The sequence below is a fragment of the Halodurantibacterium flavum genome, from assembly GCF_042681825.1.
Classification (GTDB): Bacteria; Pseudomonadota; Alphaproteobacteria; order Rhodobacterales; family Rhodobacteraceae; genus Halodurantibacterium; species Halodurantibacterium flavum.
Map to the genome: position 1 here is coordinate 169,141 of NZ_JBHUGH010000038.1, position 11,833 is coordinate 180,973.

The following is an 11,833-nucleotide window of genomic DNA, read 5'->3' on the forward strand; positions in this document are numbered from 1 at the left end:
CCTCAGGGACATTCGGGTCGCGCCGATCGCCTCGCTATTTCCGGGTTGCGATCCCCGCTGCAAAGATGCCGAGCAGGGTCAACAGGGCGATGCCGAGGCTGACATAGCGCGCCGCATCGGCGACCGAGTCCCCGCCCGCCGCCATCAACGTGCCGGCGACAGCCGAGGTGATGGAGAAGGCGATGAGTTGGGTGGTGGTGATCGCCGCCGCCGCCTTGCCGCCTTCGGCCGGATCGGTCGTGCTGCTCATGGCGGCCACGCCGAGCAGCGGCCAGGCGAGGCCGATGCCGATGCCCGCGAGCGCGAGAACCGCAGTCCAGATCGCCACCGTGGTCAGGCTGGCGTTTTCCGTCTGCAACAGGCCATAGGCGATGAGGCCTGCCGTCAGAAGCAACGGCCCGAGGCGTATGGCGCGTCGGCGGCCGCTCTCGGAGGAAACCGAGACGACGAACAATTGTGCGATGACCCAAGCGAGCGACAGCACCGCGCCGAGCAGGCCGGCGATCAACGGGCTGAGGCCGGCGAGCTGTTGGCCGAAGAGCGGAATGAAGTTCTCGACCATGACTCCGGCGCTGAGTGCGGCGACGGTCAGATAGACCCATTTCAGGGCGTTGCCGCGCCGATAGGTGATGCGCGGAAGAATGGTGTTGTGCGAGCGTCGCTCCACCACGACAAAGAGCCAAAGCAGCACGAAACCGATGCCGATCGTCGCCAGGGTTGGCCAGCCGATAGGCGCGATGGCGCTGAGGCTGATGGCGATGGTCGCCAGAACCAGCGGGATGAGCGAGGCGACGGGCACGGGCGAGCGATGCCCTGAACCGGCTGTCCCGGCGAAGGAACGCTGCGCGACGATGGCGAAGATCAGTGAAACGAGGGCGAGCCCGGCATAGGACCAGCGCCAGAGGCCGAGTTCGGCGAACAGGCCGCCGAGCGCCGGACCGAAGAGCGTACCCAAGCCCCACATGGCCGACACGACGCCGGTTGCCCGCGCCCAATGCCGTTCGGGAAGGGCTGAGCGGATCACGGCGTAGCCGAGCCCTGCCAGCAGGCCGCCGCCGAGGCCCTGTACCACCCGGCCGACGATCAGCAGTTCCATTGTCGGGCTGGCGGCATTGGCCGCCGCGCCGAGCGCGAAGACGACGAAGGCCGCCACATAGGCAAGCGCCGGTCCCTTCCAGTCGAGGATACGGCTGACGAACAGGGAGGCCACGATGGCCGAGATGACGAAGCCTGTCGTCACCCACGCATAATATTGCTGCCCGCCGATATCGGCGACGATGGAGGGCATGAGCGCTGCGGTGAAATAGAGGTTCATCGCGTAGAGCAGCACGCCGCTCGCCATGACGAGGACGATGGCGAGATGCCTTCCTGACAGGAGGTCGGACCATCTGTCGGCATAGGCTACAGGCGTGTTGGTTGGCTCGGCCGTGCCGACCGGCGAAGATCTATCGTTCATGGAAGTGAACTCCGGGGAGGAAGAATTCAGGCGTTGGCGCGTCGCACGAACAGGGACAGGCCGAGCACCGTCAGCGAGACGAGGAGCACGACGCTCGGAGCGGTCGAATGGTCATAGTCCGCATTGACCAGCGTCGTGAGGACGGCCGCGGCCATCACCATCGCGCCTAGCCCGGCACCAACAGGTCTCGTGATCGCGCGGAGCAGAAGCAGCGCGGCAGCCAGCTCAAGGGCGGCGGTGACGTAATGGAACCAGCCGGGATAGCCCCAGGCCGCATAGGCGGCCGCGTTTTCTTCCGAAAGGAATGTGTTGCCGTATGCGCCAAAGAGGAAGAAGGCCGCCAGCAACCACGCCAGGGTGGCGGTCAGGATTGGAAGTGTCTTGTTCATGGAGCCCCGCAAAATCGATAACGGCCGGCCGTATCCAACTGGACGCGGTGGCCATTCCATCATAGTTTGAGTGATCATTCTAATAATGATCGCGGCGTGGTCAAGCTATAATAGAGCGATCATACTATCTCTATGGAGCCCCCATGGTCCGCAAGGTCGTCCCCGAACAGCATGAGAGCAAACGGCAGGAAATCCTGGCCGCCGCCCATCGCTGCTTCCTGCGCAATGGACTGCAAGGCGCGTCGATCTCGATGATCTGCAAGGAAGCGGGCATGAGCCCAGGCCACCTCTATCACTACTTTCCCAGCAAGGAGGCGATCGTCGAGCAGATGGCCGACGACTACCTGGTGCAGCTCCACGGGCACTTTGGTCGCCATACGAAGGACGAGCCAACGGCAACGGTCCTGCTGTCCGAGCTCTGGAGCATGAGCGGCTGGGATGATCTCGCCCACTGTCGCATCCTGTTTGAGTTGCTGGCCGAGGCCGGACGCAATGAGAAGATCCACGCCATCTTGCAGGCCAACACCGACGGCATCCGTCAGCTTCTCGCCGACACGCTCAAGGCGGGCCAGGCGCGCGGCGAGGTCGATCCGGGTCTCGACCCCAGGCACGCGAGCGCTGTGCTGGTCGCCGTGCTCGACGCCGCTCCCATGCTGCCGCTGATGACGTCCGACGTCGACTTTGACGAAAGCCGCAAGTTGATCACGATGATGATCGATCGGTTCCTGCGACCGCAGCCGCTTTGATTACGCAAGCGCTACGATTTCGCAGCCGGCAGGACAAAGCTCTAGCATTCGGTCGTAAGGATTAGAGCCCGAGCCCGCGCTGGCGGCCCAGGCTCCATTCGATTCCGCCGTTTCCCTTGGCGACGCCGGCGATGTGCTGGCCGAGCTTCTTCTCGAGCGGTGGCGTCCAGGGCACGAGCTGGAAGCCGAGACCATTGTCGATCATGGCGAAGCGGCCTGAGGTCAGCGTGACGCGCTGGCGGTAGAGGCCAGCGACATGCTCGCCGGTCTGAGCCTTCTGGAACGGCAAACCTGTTTCCGCCTGAAGCTTGGCGCCGACGGCATCGATCTCGCGCTGGCGCAGGGTGTTAAGGAGATTGCGCTGCAGGATGATACGCTGGCCCTGACGTCGCGCGAGGCCTTCCTCGGCCAGATGCTCGGCACGGGCCTTCATGGCGTCGCGGACCTCGGCGCCGAAGCCGCCCGCCGACATCGGCATCGGCTCGCGCTCGACCAGGCGGTGATCGAGCCAGGTCGCGCCCGGCGCGGTGATCTGCCGATTGAGATCGAAGTCGGACCGGTTGGCGAGCATGAGCGTCGGGCGCTTGTCGTCCTCACCGCCAAAGCGGCGCACCTCCACGATGCCGCCGATCGGCGGGGAGTGTTTGAAGGCTTCGATGCCGCGGAAGCGGACGTGATGGGCGCGGCCGTCCGTGCCGTCGATCACCGCGTAGGCTTCGCCGGTCAGCTCGTCATGCAGGCCGCGATCGACCAGGCGGCCGATGATGGGAGAGCCCGCGCCGCCGCCGTCGATCACATAGTCGCTGAAGCCGCGATCCTGCCCGCGTTCGGTGAAGGCGCGGTGCATGGTCTTGATGATGTCGCCGCGCATGCCGAGATCGCGCAAGGTGCGTTCGGCCTGGAGCCCGACGGTCCATTCGCCGGGAGAGCCCTGGTCGGCAAGCCCCATCTTTTCGAGATGCTGGAGGCGGCCAATCATCAGGCGGCGCAGCGAGGGATCGGACTTGCCGGTGGCTTCGGGGCGCAGGTCGATGAAGCCGGTCTCGTCGGCGGCGATGCGGATCTCGACATCGAGCCGCGTCCAGCGTTCGGCCGTGACCTCCTTCTCCAGCGCATTGCGGATCTCGTGTTCGGGCTTGGGGCCGAGCTCGAGCGAGACCAGATCTTCGGCGCGCGAGCGCAGGCCGCGGCTGATATAGTCGCGCGAGATGACCAGATCGGCGCCAGTCTCATCGACCCCACGCACGAGAAGATGGACGTGGGGATTGTCGGTGTTCCAGTGATCGACGGCGACCCAGTCGAGCCTGGTGCCGAGATCCGATTCCATCTGGCTGACGAGATCGCGGGTGAATTCGCGCAGGTCGGTCATCTCGCCGGCATCCTCGGGCGAGACGATGAAGCGAAAGTGGTGCCGGTCATCCTTGCAGCGATCGGAGAAGGCGAGATCGTCGGCGCGCTCGTTGGTCGCGTCGAACATCACGCCCTTCTCTCCATCCCGGCTGACGCCCTCGCGCTTCAGGTATGAGAGATGGGCCGAGAGCGGGGCAGAGCGGAACGACTTGCCTTGGTGGCGCACGACACGCGCCTTGACGACGACGCGGCGCGAGGCGCTGAAGATGCGCGAGCGGCTGAACCTGACACGGCCCCTGCCGAAGGTCGAGTGACCACGGCGGGGGGCGCGTTTGGCGCGCACCTCGCCTGAGCTGTGCCCCGCCTTCTTCGCGGCCCGCAGCACCTGGTTGATAAAGCTCTTGGGCTTGGGGGCGCGGGTCGATCTGATGCGTCCCGGACGGATACGAAACTCGCTGTCGCCTTCGCTCATGAGCAGGCCCTTAGAGGCAGGCAATCCCGGCACAGTGCCGGAAATAGCGTTGAAAACGTGACATAAATCAGAAAAAGCGGCACGCGACCCGACCGACCGGCACGCCAAAAGCCAAGCCATGTCAATGGCTTGTGCGAATTTGGCGAGGCCCTTTTATCTCGCCGTCCTGCTGTCGTTGCTCTCCGCTCCTCCCTCCTTCCCGCACAGCCTTCTCCAGACCACGCCACGCTGCGCCATGCTGCGAATTCCCTCATGACCGGTCCCCTTCTCCGGCACGGGCGACGAAGAGGCTGCCGGACTGCAGTGAAATGGTGGTTTGGTCGTGCAACGAAGGCGCAGCCGAAGTATCGCCGGACTGCACATCGTATGTCGGCTGACCGGCCTGCAGACGATGCGCGGATGGCGTCACGAAGAGCGGCGATCGGCGCCAGGCATGCGGATCGGCGGCAGCGACGGCGACATTTCCTGGCTGGCCGGGCGTCACGTTTCCAGCGCCTATCAGCGGCGCGAGTGTAGCGACATAGGCGCGGGTTTCGGCAGGCAGGGGGCGGCCCGCGAGATATTCCTCGTAGCGCCTGGGACCGGCATTGTAGGCGGCGAGGAAGCCCGGTGAACCGAAGAGATCGTACATCTCACGCAGGTAGGCCGTGCCCGCGAGAATGTTGTCGCGCGGGTCGAAAGGATCGCTGCCGAGGCGATGGCGGATGCGCAGTTCGGCCCAGGTATCGGGCATGACCTGCATCAGGCCCATCGCGCCCGCCGATGACACAGCATGCACGTCGTCGGCGCTTTCGACGCGACGCACCGCCCTGATCCAGCGCTCGGGAATGCCGAAACGCTGCGAGGCTTCCGTCACATAGGCGGCATGGGGATCGCGCGATGGCTGCTCAGCCGATGGCGCGCTCTGCGCAAGAACGGCGGGCGGCGGCGCGGCGGCCAAGGTCAGGCCGGAAAGGAGAAGGAGGAGGATGCGCCGGGCAGCGCGAGGCCGCCCGGGTGACATCGGTGATGCGGGGCTCAAACGAACGATCCGCATGACCTATTTCCGTTCGCCGCGCTTTTGCGGGCGGCTCCAGTGCAGCGACCATGACGTCGCGTCCGCGCCGTTCTGGAACAGGCGGGCGCGGACCGGCTGGGGGAAGCTGGGGTCATCGATCGTCAGCGACAGATATTCACCGGACTTCTCGCTGGACTCCGTCCAGGCCACACCGATCTCCGGTCCATTGTCATCCGGGCCGAGATGGATGCGATAGTTCGGCGCATTCTCGACCTCGGACGGTTCGACCGGAACGATGCTGATTTCGCACTGGATTGCGATGGTATGGATGCGGCCGATGAAGCCGGTTTTCTCACGGGTGAATTCGCCAATCTGCGGCATGACTAGTTCCTTTCAACGTGCGGTGGGATGAAGATCGGCGAGCAGCGCGCCCGCCGTAGGCAGGGCGTTCACCGCGTCGCCGCCCGCCATTCGAAGCGGCCTTCGCCCTTCTCGTCGATCCACAAGGGGACCGCGCGGCCGATGACCGAACCGGCTGGGACCGGGCCGAAATAGCGCCCGTCGAGACTGTCAGGGACGTCCCAGTTCATCAGGAAGATTTCGCCCTCGGCGATCACCCGGCAGCCCTGCCAATCGGGCAGCGGGCGGCCGAGGCGGTCGTGCTCGAGCGCTGCTCCCATCTCCACGCTGTCGACTGTGATGAGGACACCGACGCGGCAGACGGTCTGTCCTGGAAGACCCAGTACGCGCTTCAGGAGCGGCGTATCGGGCGGCAGATATCGGCCATTGGCGAGGAAACTGGCGATCGGTTCGGGCGCATCGACCGCGACCAGATCGGTGACCTCCAGACGTCCTGCCGGTTCAACGAAGTAGAAGCCGATCGGCGCGCTGGCCGAGGCGTTCCAGATGAGTTTGATCGGCGCATCGATCCAGGTCGAAACCGCGACGGCGCTGGTCGCTACGAAGGTCGCCATCGCCCATCCGATGCGGGTCATGGCCCGATCCTCCGGCGCTTGAGCCACGCCTGATGCTGCTCGCGCGTGTAGCTGCGCGGCTCGTGTCCGGCCGTCAGCCGATTGTGAACGTGTCGCCAGTAGTCGGGCGCTGCGTCGGCCGGATCGAGCGTCAGCGCTTCGATGGCGTCGACCAGTTGCAGCACCCGTTCGGCCTTCGGCCAGCTCTCGATCTTGAGCAGGATGTCGCCGCCGGGGCGCACGAAAGGCAGCGTTTGATAGGCTTCGCCGGGCTCGACTGCGCGCACGATGTCGATGCGCGAGATGATCGTGCCGAAGTCGTTGGAGGCCCAGCGGACGAAGGCAAAGATCGTGTTCGGCCGGAAGGAAAGGACACGGCAACGACGGTCGAGGATCGTTTCGTAGGTGGGCTGGCCGAACCTGATCCAGTATTCGATCTTCTTCTCCACCCATGTGAGCTCGACATGGGTGAGACGGTCGGATGGTGCGGGCGACGGCATCGGGCCGCCGCGCATGCGGGGTGCCGCGATGCCTGTCATGACGGGTCTCCTGGTGATTTTGGGAATTCGCGCGCGAGCAGCTCGCGCAGCATGTCGGCGACGGTGACGCCGCGTTGGAAGGCGGCGATCTTGATGCGGCCGCGCAGGTCCGGCGTGACGTCGATGGTCAGCCGGGCGGTGAAGCCGGAGCCGGATGGTGGCGCGGATGAAGAGGCCGACGGGAGCCGATCGGCGGCCTTGATCCAGTCGTCGGGATCTGTCGGGCGGGCGGCGAAGCCGCGCTTGTGCGGCGGCTTCATCATGACCTGTCTCCCGTGGCGAGCGGCAGAAGCGCGGCGATGCGGTCGGCGGCTTTGCGCGCCATCACCGGGTCGAGCTCGCAGCCGAGATAGCGGCGGCCGGAGAAGCGGCAGGCTTCGCCGGCCGCGCCCGATCCGGCGAACCAGTCACCGACCAGGCCGCCTTCCGGGCAACTCGTGCGGATGAGGATTTCGATCAGACCGGACGGCTTTTCGGTCGGATGGATGGCGCGGCCATGGGCGTTGCGGGCATGGATGACCGAACGCATCAGGCGTGGCCCGCCATCCTCGCTGACATAGTGGCCGGCATCGATATGGCCGGTATGAGGGGGTCGCTTCTTGCGGCGCACAGTGCGCGCTGTGGCGTCCGGCGTCGTCTGCACGACGTTGTAGACCGCGCTCCATCGCGCATCGCTGCGATAGAACTGGGCGACGAGTTCATGGACGCGCTTGAAGCGATCGGCGTGAAAGCCGGAGCCGTTCTGCTTCTCCCAGACGATCTCTTGGGCGTATTTCCAGCCGGCGTCATCGAACGCCGCGGCGGTCGCCATGAAGCAGCGCAGCGAGCCGAATACCCACATTGAGCCGGACGGCCGCAATGCCCCCCGAGCGAGCGGAAGCCAGCCCTCGACACGGCGATCCCAGGCGAGCGACGTGTCGCCATAGGGCGGATCGGCGAAGATCATGTCGAACGGCCCATGCGCCGGCATGAGGACGCGGCAGTCACCGGTCAGGATGGAATGTGCGGGAAGCTTCATGGCGCCAGCCTCCCCACTTTCGCGGCGAAGGCAGCAATCTCGCGGGCAGCCATACTGTCGTGCTCGGCCTCGAACACGAGGCGGCCCGACTGCGCCAGGTCGGCGAAGGCGGCACGCTGGCCGATGGTCGCCGAGAGCAACGGCGGATCGTGGTCGGCGAGCGTCTCGGCCGTCTCGCGGGTGATGACGGTGCGGGCGCCGCAGCGGTTCAGCACGAACCGGGCGATGAGCTCAGGCCGATAGATGCGCGCCTCGGTGAGCAGCGCCAGCATCTCGGCTGACGCCCAGCCATCGAGCGGTGACGGCTGCACCGGGATTAGCACGAGGTCGGCTGCAAGCAGCGCCGAGCGCATGAGGCCGGCCACACGTGGCGGGCCGTCGATGACGACATGATCGGCATCACGGGCGAGTTCGGGCGCTTCGCGATGCAGGGTATCGCGTGCCAGGCCGACCACGCCGAACAGGCGCGGCAGGCCCTCGCGGCTGCGCTGCTGCGACCAGTCCAGAGCCGAGCCTTGCGGGTCCGCGTCGATCAGGATGACGCGCTTGCCTTCAGCCGCCCATTGGCCGGCGAGGTGCAGGGCCAGCGTCGTCTTGCCGACGCCTCCCTTCTGGTTGAGGAGCGCGACGATCATTGCGCGCCTCCCGGGTCATCGCCGAAAGACGGTCGCTGGACGTCCGAAGATGAAGTGGAGCCGTTTACGGATTTACGGAAAGACGTAAGACGTGTATCATTACTTTCAGATGATGATTTGCGGTCCCTTTCGGACCTTCCGGCGATGTTTTCCACATCGCGCGCGCGCTCTTCAACGTTAGACTCTTTGTTAGACTCTAAGTTAGGGGCGCGACTATGTCTTTTCTTTCCAGAGCTTAGACCCTGTTTGGGTTCCCGATAGCACGAGCCTCCGGTTCCTGATAGCACGATATCCCGGGTTCCCGATAGCACGAGGCCATCCACAGGTTTTGCACAGGCGCCGGACGGCTCAAAAGCGAGCAGCAGGCGGCCGCCGACTTCGACCTCCAGAAACAGCGTGTAGCCCGGCAAGGGTTGGCGCTGGATGATGCTGCGCAGCTCGAAGGCGAAGCGCTTGAATGGCGATAGGCTGCCGGATTTCTGGTGCAGATGCCGGAAGTCGAAACGCCAGCCATGGCGCTGCCTGCCGCCGTGCTTGCGCACTAGGCGGTAGAGCCAGCGATCGAGCCCACCTGTCAGGTCGAAATAGGCCCGGTCGATGGTGAGCACGAGCGCATCGTCGAGGACGGCACGATAGAACCAGTCCGGCACGATCAGCTCGATCCCGGCGGGCTTGCCGTATCGATCGGTGCGCTCCTGCCATTCATTGATCCAGGAGAAGCGGTGACGGCGGCGCTCGGCCGGCTGGCGGAGCGAGGTGGCGACGGTGGTCGACTGGAGCCGGTCGAGCGCTGCCTTCAGGCGCTGATAGTCGCGCAGCGACACGCCGCGGCCGATGAAGTTGAGGATCTCATAGGGCGTGGCGGCCATCAGGCGCGAGGTGCGCAGACCCTTGTCGCGCGCCTCGACGATCTGGCTTGCTGCCCAGATCAGGATATCTGCGTCCCAGATCGTGGCCATGCCGTGATCGGGCACCGCCTCGACGCGGATGGTGACGTCGCCCGCCACGAAATCGATCGGGGCCGTGCGGTGGCTCTTGGAGAGGGAGAAGAACGGATAGGCCATGAGATCCTGCGCGTCGCGGGGCGCGAAATCGCCCGGGAGCGCATGGAACAGATCAAGCTGCCCTCGCTCCTGAGATGGGCGATGCCGCGCCGTCATTGAGGAAACCGCAAGGATCAGCGGGCGTGACGGCCGGCATGGGCCGGTACGGGCTCATGCCGCTTTGCGGGCAGGACGCGGCCGCGCGGATCGGAGGTCGAGGTGACGACGCCGCGCTCGGCCCAGGCTTCGAGATCGTCGATGGCGTAGACGACGCGGCCGCCGAGTTTGCGATAGGCCGGCCCGGTGCCGTACGTGCGGTGCTTTTCGAGGGTGCGTGCCGACAGGCTGAGGAATTCGGCCGCTTCCTTGGTGCGCAGGAAGCGCGGCGGCAGGGTCGCGAGATTGGTGGTCATGGGGGCCTCCGTGGCGTTCGCTGGAGCCGCTGGCGCTTAGCGGCGGGACGAAGGCCACGTTGGCGAAGAAGAATTGCGAGGGGGGAGTGCGAACTTAAGGGTGCTAAAAACGCACACCCGTGATCGTAGTGCCGGCTATTTGCGGCGGCGGTGGCGAAGCAGCTTGCGATAGCCGCCTTCGATCATGGCGAAGCCGTCCTTGACGAGATCGAGCACGGCGTCGCGCAGCGGGGAGGTCTTCCAGGGGTCGCTGGCGACGCGCTCGACGCCGAAGATGGCTTCGGCGATCTCGCGGTAGTCGGCATTGTGCATGCGCGCGTCGACGGCGCGTAGCATGTTCTTGAGGCGGCGGCGTTGTTGGGCTGTCATGCGCATATCCCGCGGAACAGAGAGGCCATGGAGACTGCGCCACAGGCGCGTCAGGGCCTGGATCCGATCGAGGCTATGAGCATCGAGCGGTATGATGGCGGCAATCGGCTGGTCAGGCCTGAGTTTGTTCAGCGCGATCAAATGGAGGCGGCCGCTCTCGGTGAAAGCCGACAAATGCAGACCTTCGAACGCGGTTTGCTGGAATTCCATGTCAATATCTCCGAGAACGAGCGGGCCGATCTGAACCAGTTCTGGTGCGGGACCGATATGCAGCACGCTTGTGTCGGTTTCCGGGGTCCAGAAGACGGGTTGCTCAAGGGCGCTTAGGCTTGGGCGGGCGGGGAAATCGCAGGCCCCAGCGATTGCCGATCGCTTCGGTTTCGTTGTCCCCTCTCACGGGAGTCTTAGCGATATTTGCATAGTCCCGCTGGTATTTTGGATTGCGGCGCAGGCATTCCCAGGCAAGCGCGTCTATATCGGCGTCGTCCCAATAGTCATATGGAATTGATGAGCGCCATTCTCTCGTATCTGGCGTCATGATGATCCTTCCTGTGCAGCGAATGCGCGTTAAGAGCGAATTGATTCCGCGAATTCAATTGCTTTGGAAGGATGCGAGTGGCAACGCCTGTTGCTTGCAGAACAACGGAGGCGTTCAGTGCGGGCGCTCGCGCCTGAGCTGCCGGTAGCCGTGTTCGGTCATCCAGTGAGCGCGCGCCAGATGGCTGTCATGGACGCGGCGGGCACGCTCGGGTTCCGCGATCGGACAGATCCTGAAAAGAACCTGCACGGCTTCCTGCCAGTCGGCGCCGTCGGCCTCCGCGTCGAGCAAGCGGGCGTAGAGTTTGATATGCTGGCGGTCATACTCGGTGAGCGCCAGGCTCGTGGGGGCTTCGTCGAGGTAATCAATCATCGTCAGTAAAAAGCACGTAGCATCCTTTGATCGGACTAGGCTTCCTTAACCATATCTACAGGCCGAAGGTGACAATGGGGCGGCAGTGCGTCCGTCCGGCTGAGTGAAACTATTTGCGTTCAGCGGATTCTTGCGCATCGACGATCATCACCCCTTCGTTCCGACCCGAATTGATGAAGGCGATGCCTTCGGTTTCCAAGGCTCTGCGCACTTGATCACTGGTGCTTTCATACACACGAAGGCCGCTTGCCGACTCCATGCGTTTGAGCGCGGTCAGCGAAACCTTGGCCTTGTCCGCGAGCATCTCCTGTGTCCACCCAAGCAATGCGCGCGCGGCCCGTGTTTGTCGGGCGGTGATCATGCATGATCACCTCCCACCGGCACCAACCGTCACGCCAGAACTACGGCTTCTCTATTCGGTCCGTGCCGAGCGCACGAGCCTCATCAGTCCTCCAATCGTCAATTACATACTATAGTTGATAAACTTAAAGTGTGTAAATTGCCATCGCTTTGCGCATGGAC

17 protein-coding genes are annotated in these 11,833 nt (G+C 64.6%); 1 reads left to right on the forward strand and 16 read right to left on the reverse strand.

Annotated features, from left to right (window positions below; genetic code table 11):
- Positions 1-34: 34 nt before the first annotated feature.
- Together ACFSGJ_RS20535 and ACFSGJ_RS20540 are read right to left on the reverse strand one after the other, a co-directional pair.
- Entirely contained in the window at positions 35-1,330 is a 1,296-nt protein-coding gene (locus tag ACFSGJ_RS20535) for an MFS transporter (RefSeq protein WP_390266033.1), read from the reverse strand.
- A gap of 152 nt (positions 1,331-1,482) precedes the next feature.
- A complete protein-coding gene (locus ACFSGJ_RS20540; RefSeq protein WP_183319139.1) occupies positions 1,483-1,845 on the reverse strand; it encodes a DoxX family protein in 363 nt (120 codons plus the stop codon).
- Between the two features lie 143 nt (positions 1,846-1,988).
- Between ACFSGJ_RS20540 and ACFSGJ_RS20545 the strand changes: the two genes are divergently transcribed.
- Positions 1,989-2,591 (forward strand): TetR/AcrR family transcriptional regulator, encoded by a 603-nt coding sequence (locus ACFSGJ_RS20545; RefSeq protein WP_183319137.1) that lies wholly within the window; start codon positions 1,989-1,991, stop codon positions 2,589-2,591.
- A 61-nt stretch (positions 2,592-2,652) separates the two neighbouring features.
- Here ACFSGJ_RS20545 and ACFSGJ_RS20550 read toward each other — a convergent pair whose 3' ends face one another.
- From ACFSGJ_RS20550 to ACFSGJ_RS20615, 14 genes are all read right to left on the reverse strand, one after another.
- Positions 2,653-4,413: a relaxase/mobilization nuclease domain-containing protein gene (locus ACFSGJ_RS20550; RefSeq protein WP_183319135.1), complete on the reverse strand. Its 1,761-nt coding sequence runs from the start codon at positions 4,411-4,413 to the stop codon at positions 2,653-2,655.
- A gap of 250 nt (positions 4,414-4,663) precedes the next feature.
- On the reverse strand, positions 4,664-5,449 hold the full coding sequence (locus tag ACFSGJ_RS20555; RefSeq protein WP_183319133.1) for a lytic transglycosylase domain-containing protein: 786 nt from the start codon (positions 5,447-5,449) through the stop codon (positions 4,664-4,666).
- Between the two features lie 3 nt (positions 5,450-5,452).
- Positions 5,453-5,791: a DUF736 domain-containing protein gene (locus tag ACFSGJ_RS20560; protein WP_390266035.1), complete on the reverse strand. Its 339-nt coding sequence runs from the start codon at positions 5,789-5,791 to the stop codon at positions 5,453-5,455.
- A 68-nt stretch (positions 5,792-5,859) separates the two neighbouring features.
- On the reverse strand, positions 5,860-6,405 hold the full coding sequence (locus ACFSGJ_RS20565) for a S26 family signal peptidase (protein WP_183319129.1): 546 nt from the start codon (positions 6,403-6,405) through the stop codon (positions 5,860-5,862).
- Positions 6,402-6,923 carry a DUF2840 domain-containing protein gene (locus ACFSGJ_RS20570; protein ID WP_342640483.1) on the reverse strand — a complete coding sequence of 174 codons (522 nt, stop codon included), beginning with the start codon at positions 6,921-6,923 and terminating at the stop codon, positions 6,402-6,404. The genes ACFSGJ_RS20565 and ACFSGJ_RS20570 overlap by 4 nt, the downstream gene beginning before the upstream one ends.
- The gene (locus ACFSGJ_RS20575) at positions 6,920-7,186 is read right to left on the reverse strand and encodes a ribbon-helix-helix protein (RefSeq protein ID WP_183319125.1); all 267 of its coding nucleotides are present in this window, start codon (positions 7,184-7,186) and stop codon (positions 6,920-6,922) included. Before ACFSGJ_RS20575 ends, ACFSGJ_RS20570 begins: the two co-directional genes overlap by 4 nt.
- Entirely contained in the window at positions 7,183-7,941 is a 759-nt protein-coding gene (locus ACFSGJ_RS20580; protein ID WP_183319123.1) for a DNA-methyltransferase, read from the reverse strand. Before ACFSGJ_RS20580 ends, ACFSGJ_RS20575 begins: the two co-directional genes overlap by 4 nt.
- Positions 7,938-8,576, reverse strand: coding sequence for a ParA family partition ATPase (gene parA / locus ACFSGJ_RS20585; RefSeq protein WP_183319122.1), 639 nt, complete (start codon positions 8,574-8,576; stop codon positions 7,938-7,940). The genes ACFSGJ_RS20580 and parA overlap by 4 nt, the downstream gene beginning before the upstream one ends.
- Complete coding sequence (locus tag ACFSGJ_RS20590; RefSeq protein ID WP_465262146.1) at positions 8,573-9,640, reverse strand: replication initiator protein A; 1,068 nt, start codon at positions 9,638-9,640, stop codon at positions 8,573-8,575. Before ACFSGJ_RS20590 ends, parA begins: the two co-directional genes overlap by 4 nt.
- Before the next feature lie 113 nt (positions 9,641-9,753).
- A complete protein-coding gene (locus tag ACFSGJ_RS20595) occupies positions 9,754-10,032 on the reverse strand; it encodes a helix-turn-helix transcriptional regulator (protein ID WP_183318914.1) in 279 nt (92 codons plus the stop codon).
- 135 nt (positions 10,033-10,167) lie between these two features.
- Complete coding sequence (locus ACFSGJ_RS20600) at positions 10,168-10,677, reverse strand: DUF2285 domain-containing protein (protein WP_343059962.1); 510 nt, start codon at positions 10,675-10,677, stop codon at positions 10,168-10,170.
- Between the two features lie 37 nt (positions 10,678-10,714).
- Positions 10,715-10,939, reverse strand: a complete 225-nt coding sequence (locus tag ACFSGJ_RS20605; RefSeq protein ID WP_183318916.1) for a transcriptional regulator domain-containing protein — start codon at positions 10,937-10,939, stop codon at positions 10,715-10,717.
- A 114-nt stretch (positions 10,940-11,053) separates the two neighbouring features.
- Complete coding sequence (locus ACFSGJ_RS20610) at positions 11,054-11,311, reverse strand: DNA -binding domain-containing protein (protein ID WP_183318918.1); 258 nt, start codon at positions 11,309-11,311, stop codon at positions 11,054-11,056.
- Positions 11,312-11,420: 109 nt separating this feature from the next.
- Positions 11,421-11,672, reverse strand: coding sequence for a helix-turn-helix domain-containing protein (locus tag ACFSGJ_RS20615; protein ID WP_183318920.1), 252 nt, complete (start codon positions 11,670-11,672; stop codon positions 11,421-11,423).
- Between the last annotated feature and the right edge of the window lie 161 nt (positions 11,673-11,833).

Coding starts and splice junctions, on each gene's coding strand:
- ACFSGJ_RS20615 (WP_183318920.1), bottom strand. CDS start 11,672: ATGATCACCGCCCGACAAACACGGGCCGCGCGCGCATTGCTTGGGTGG.
- ACFSGJ_RS20610 (WP_183318918.1), bottom strand. CDS start 11,311: ATGATTGATTACCTCGACGAAGCCCCCACGAGCCTGGCGCTCACCGAG.
- ACFSGJ_RS20545 (WP_183319137.1), top strand. CDS start 1,989: ATGGTCCGCAAGGTCGTCCCCGAACAGCATGAGAGCAAACGGCAGGAA.
- ACFSGJ_RS20555 (WP_183319133.1), bottom strand. CDS start 5,449: ATGCGGATCGTTCGTTTGAGCCCCGCATCACCGATGTCACCCGGGCGG.
- ACFSGJ_RS20565 (WP_183319129.1), bottom strand. CDS start 6,405: ATGACCCGCATCGGATGGGCGATGGCGACCTTCGTAGCGACCAGCGCC.
- ACFSGJ_RS20575 (WP_183319125.1), bottom strand. CDS start 7,186: ATGATGAAGCCGCCGCACAAGCGCGGCTTCGCCGCCCGCCCGACAGAT.
- ACFSGJ_RS20550 (WP_183319135.1), bottom strand. CDS start 4,413: ATGAGCGAAGGCGACAGCGAGTTTCGTATCCGTCCGGGACGCATCAGA.
- parA (WP_183319122.1), bottom strand. CDS start 8,576: ATGATCGTCGCGCTCCTCAACCAGAAGGGAGGCGTCGGCAAGACGACG.
- ACFSGJ_RS20580 (WP_183319123.1), bottom strand. CDS start 7,941: ATGAAGCTTCCCGCACATTCCATCCTGACCGGTGACTGCCGCGTCCTC.
- ACFSGJ_RS20595 (WP_183318914.1), bottom strand. CDS start 10,032: ATGACCACCAATCTCGCGACCCTGCCGCCGCGCTTCCTGCGCACCAAG.
- ACFSGJ_RS20560 (WP_390266035.1), bottom strand. CDS start 5,791: ATGCCGCAGATTGGCGAATTCACCCGTGAGAAAACCGGCTTCATCGGC.
- ACFSGJ_RS20570 (WP_342640483.1), bottom strand. CDS start 6,923: ATGACAGGCATCGCGGCACCCCGCATGCGCGGCGGCCCGATGCCGTCG.
- ACFSGJ_RS20540 (WP_183319139.1), bottom strand. CDS start 1,845: ATGAACAAGACACTTCCAATCCTGACCGCCACCCTGGCGTGGTTGCTG.
- ACFSGJ_RS20605 (WP_183318916.1), bottom strand. CDS start 10,939: ATGACGCCAGATACGAGAGAATGGCGCTCATCAATTCCATATGACTAT.
- ACFSGJ_RS20590 (WP_465262146.1), bottom strand. CDS start 9,640: ATGGCCTATCCGTTCTTCTCCCTCTCCAAGAGCCACCGCACGGCCCCG.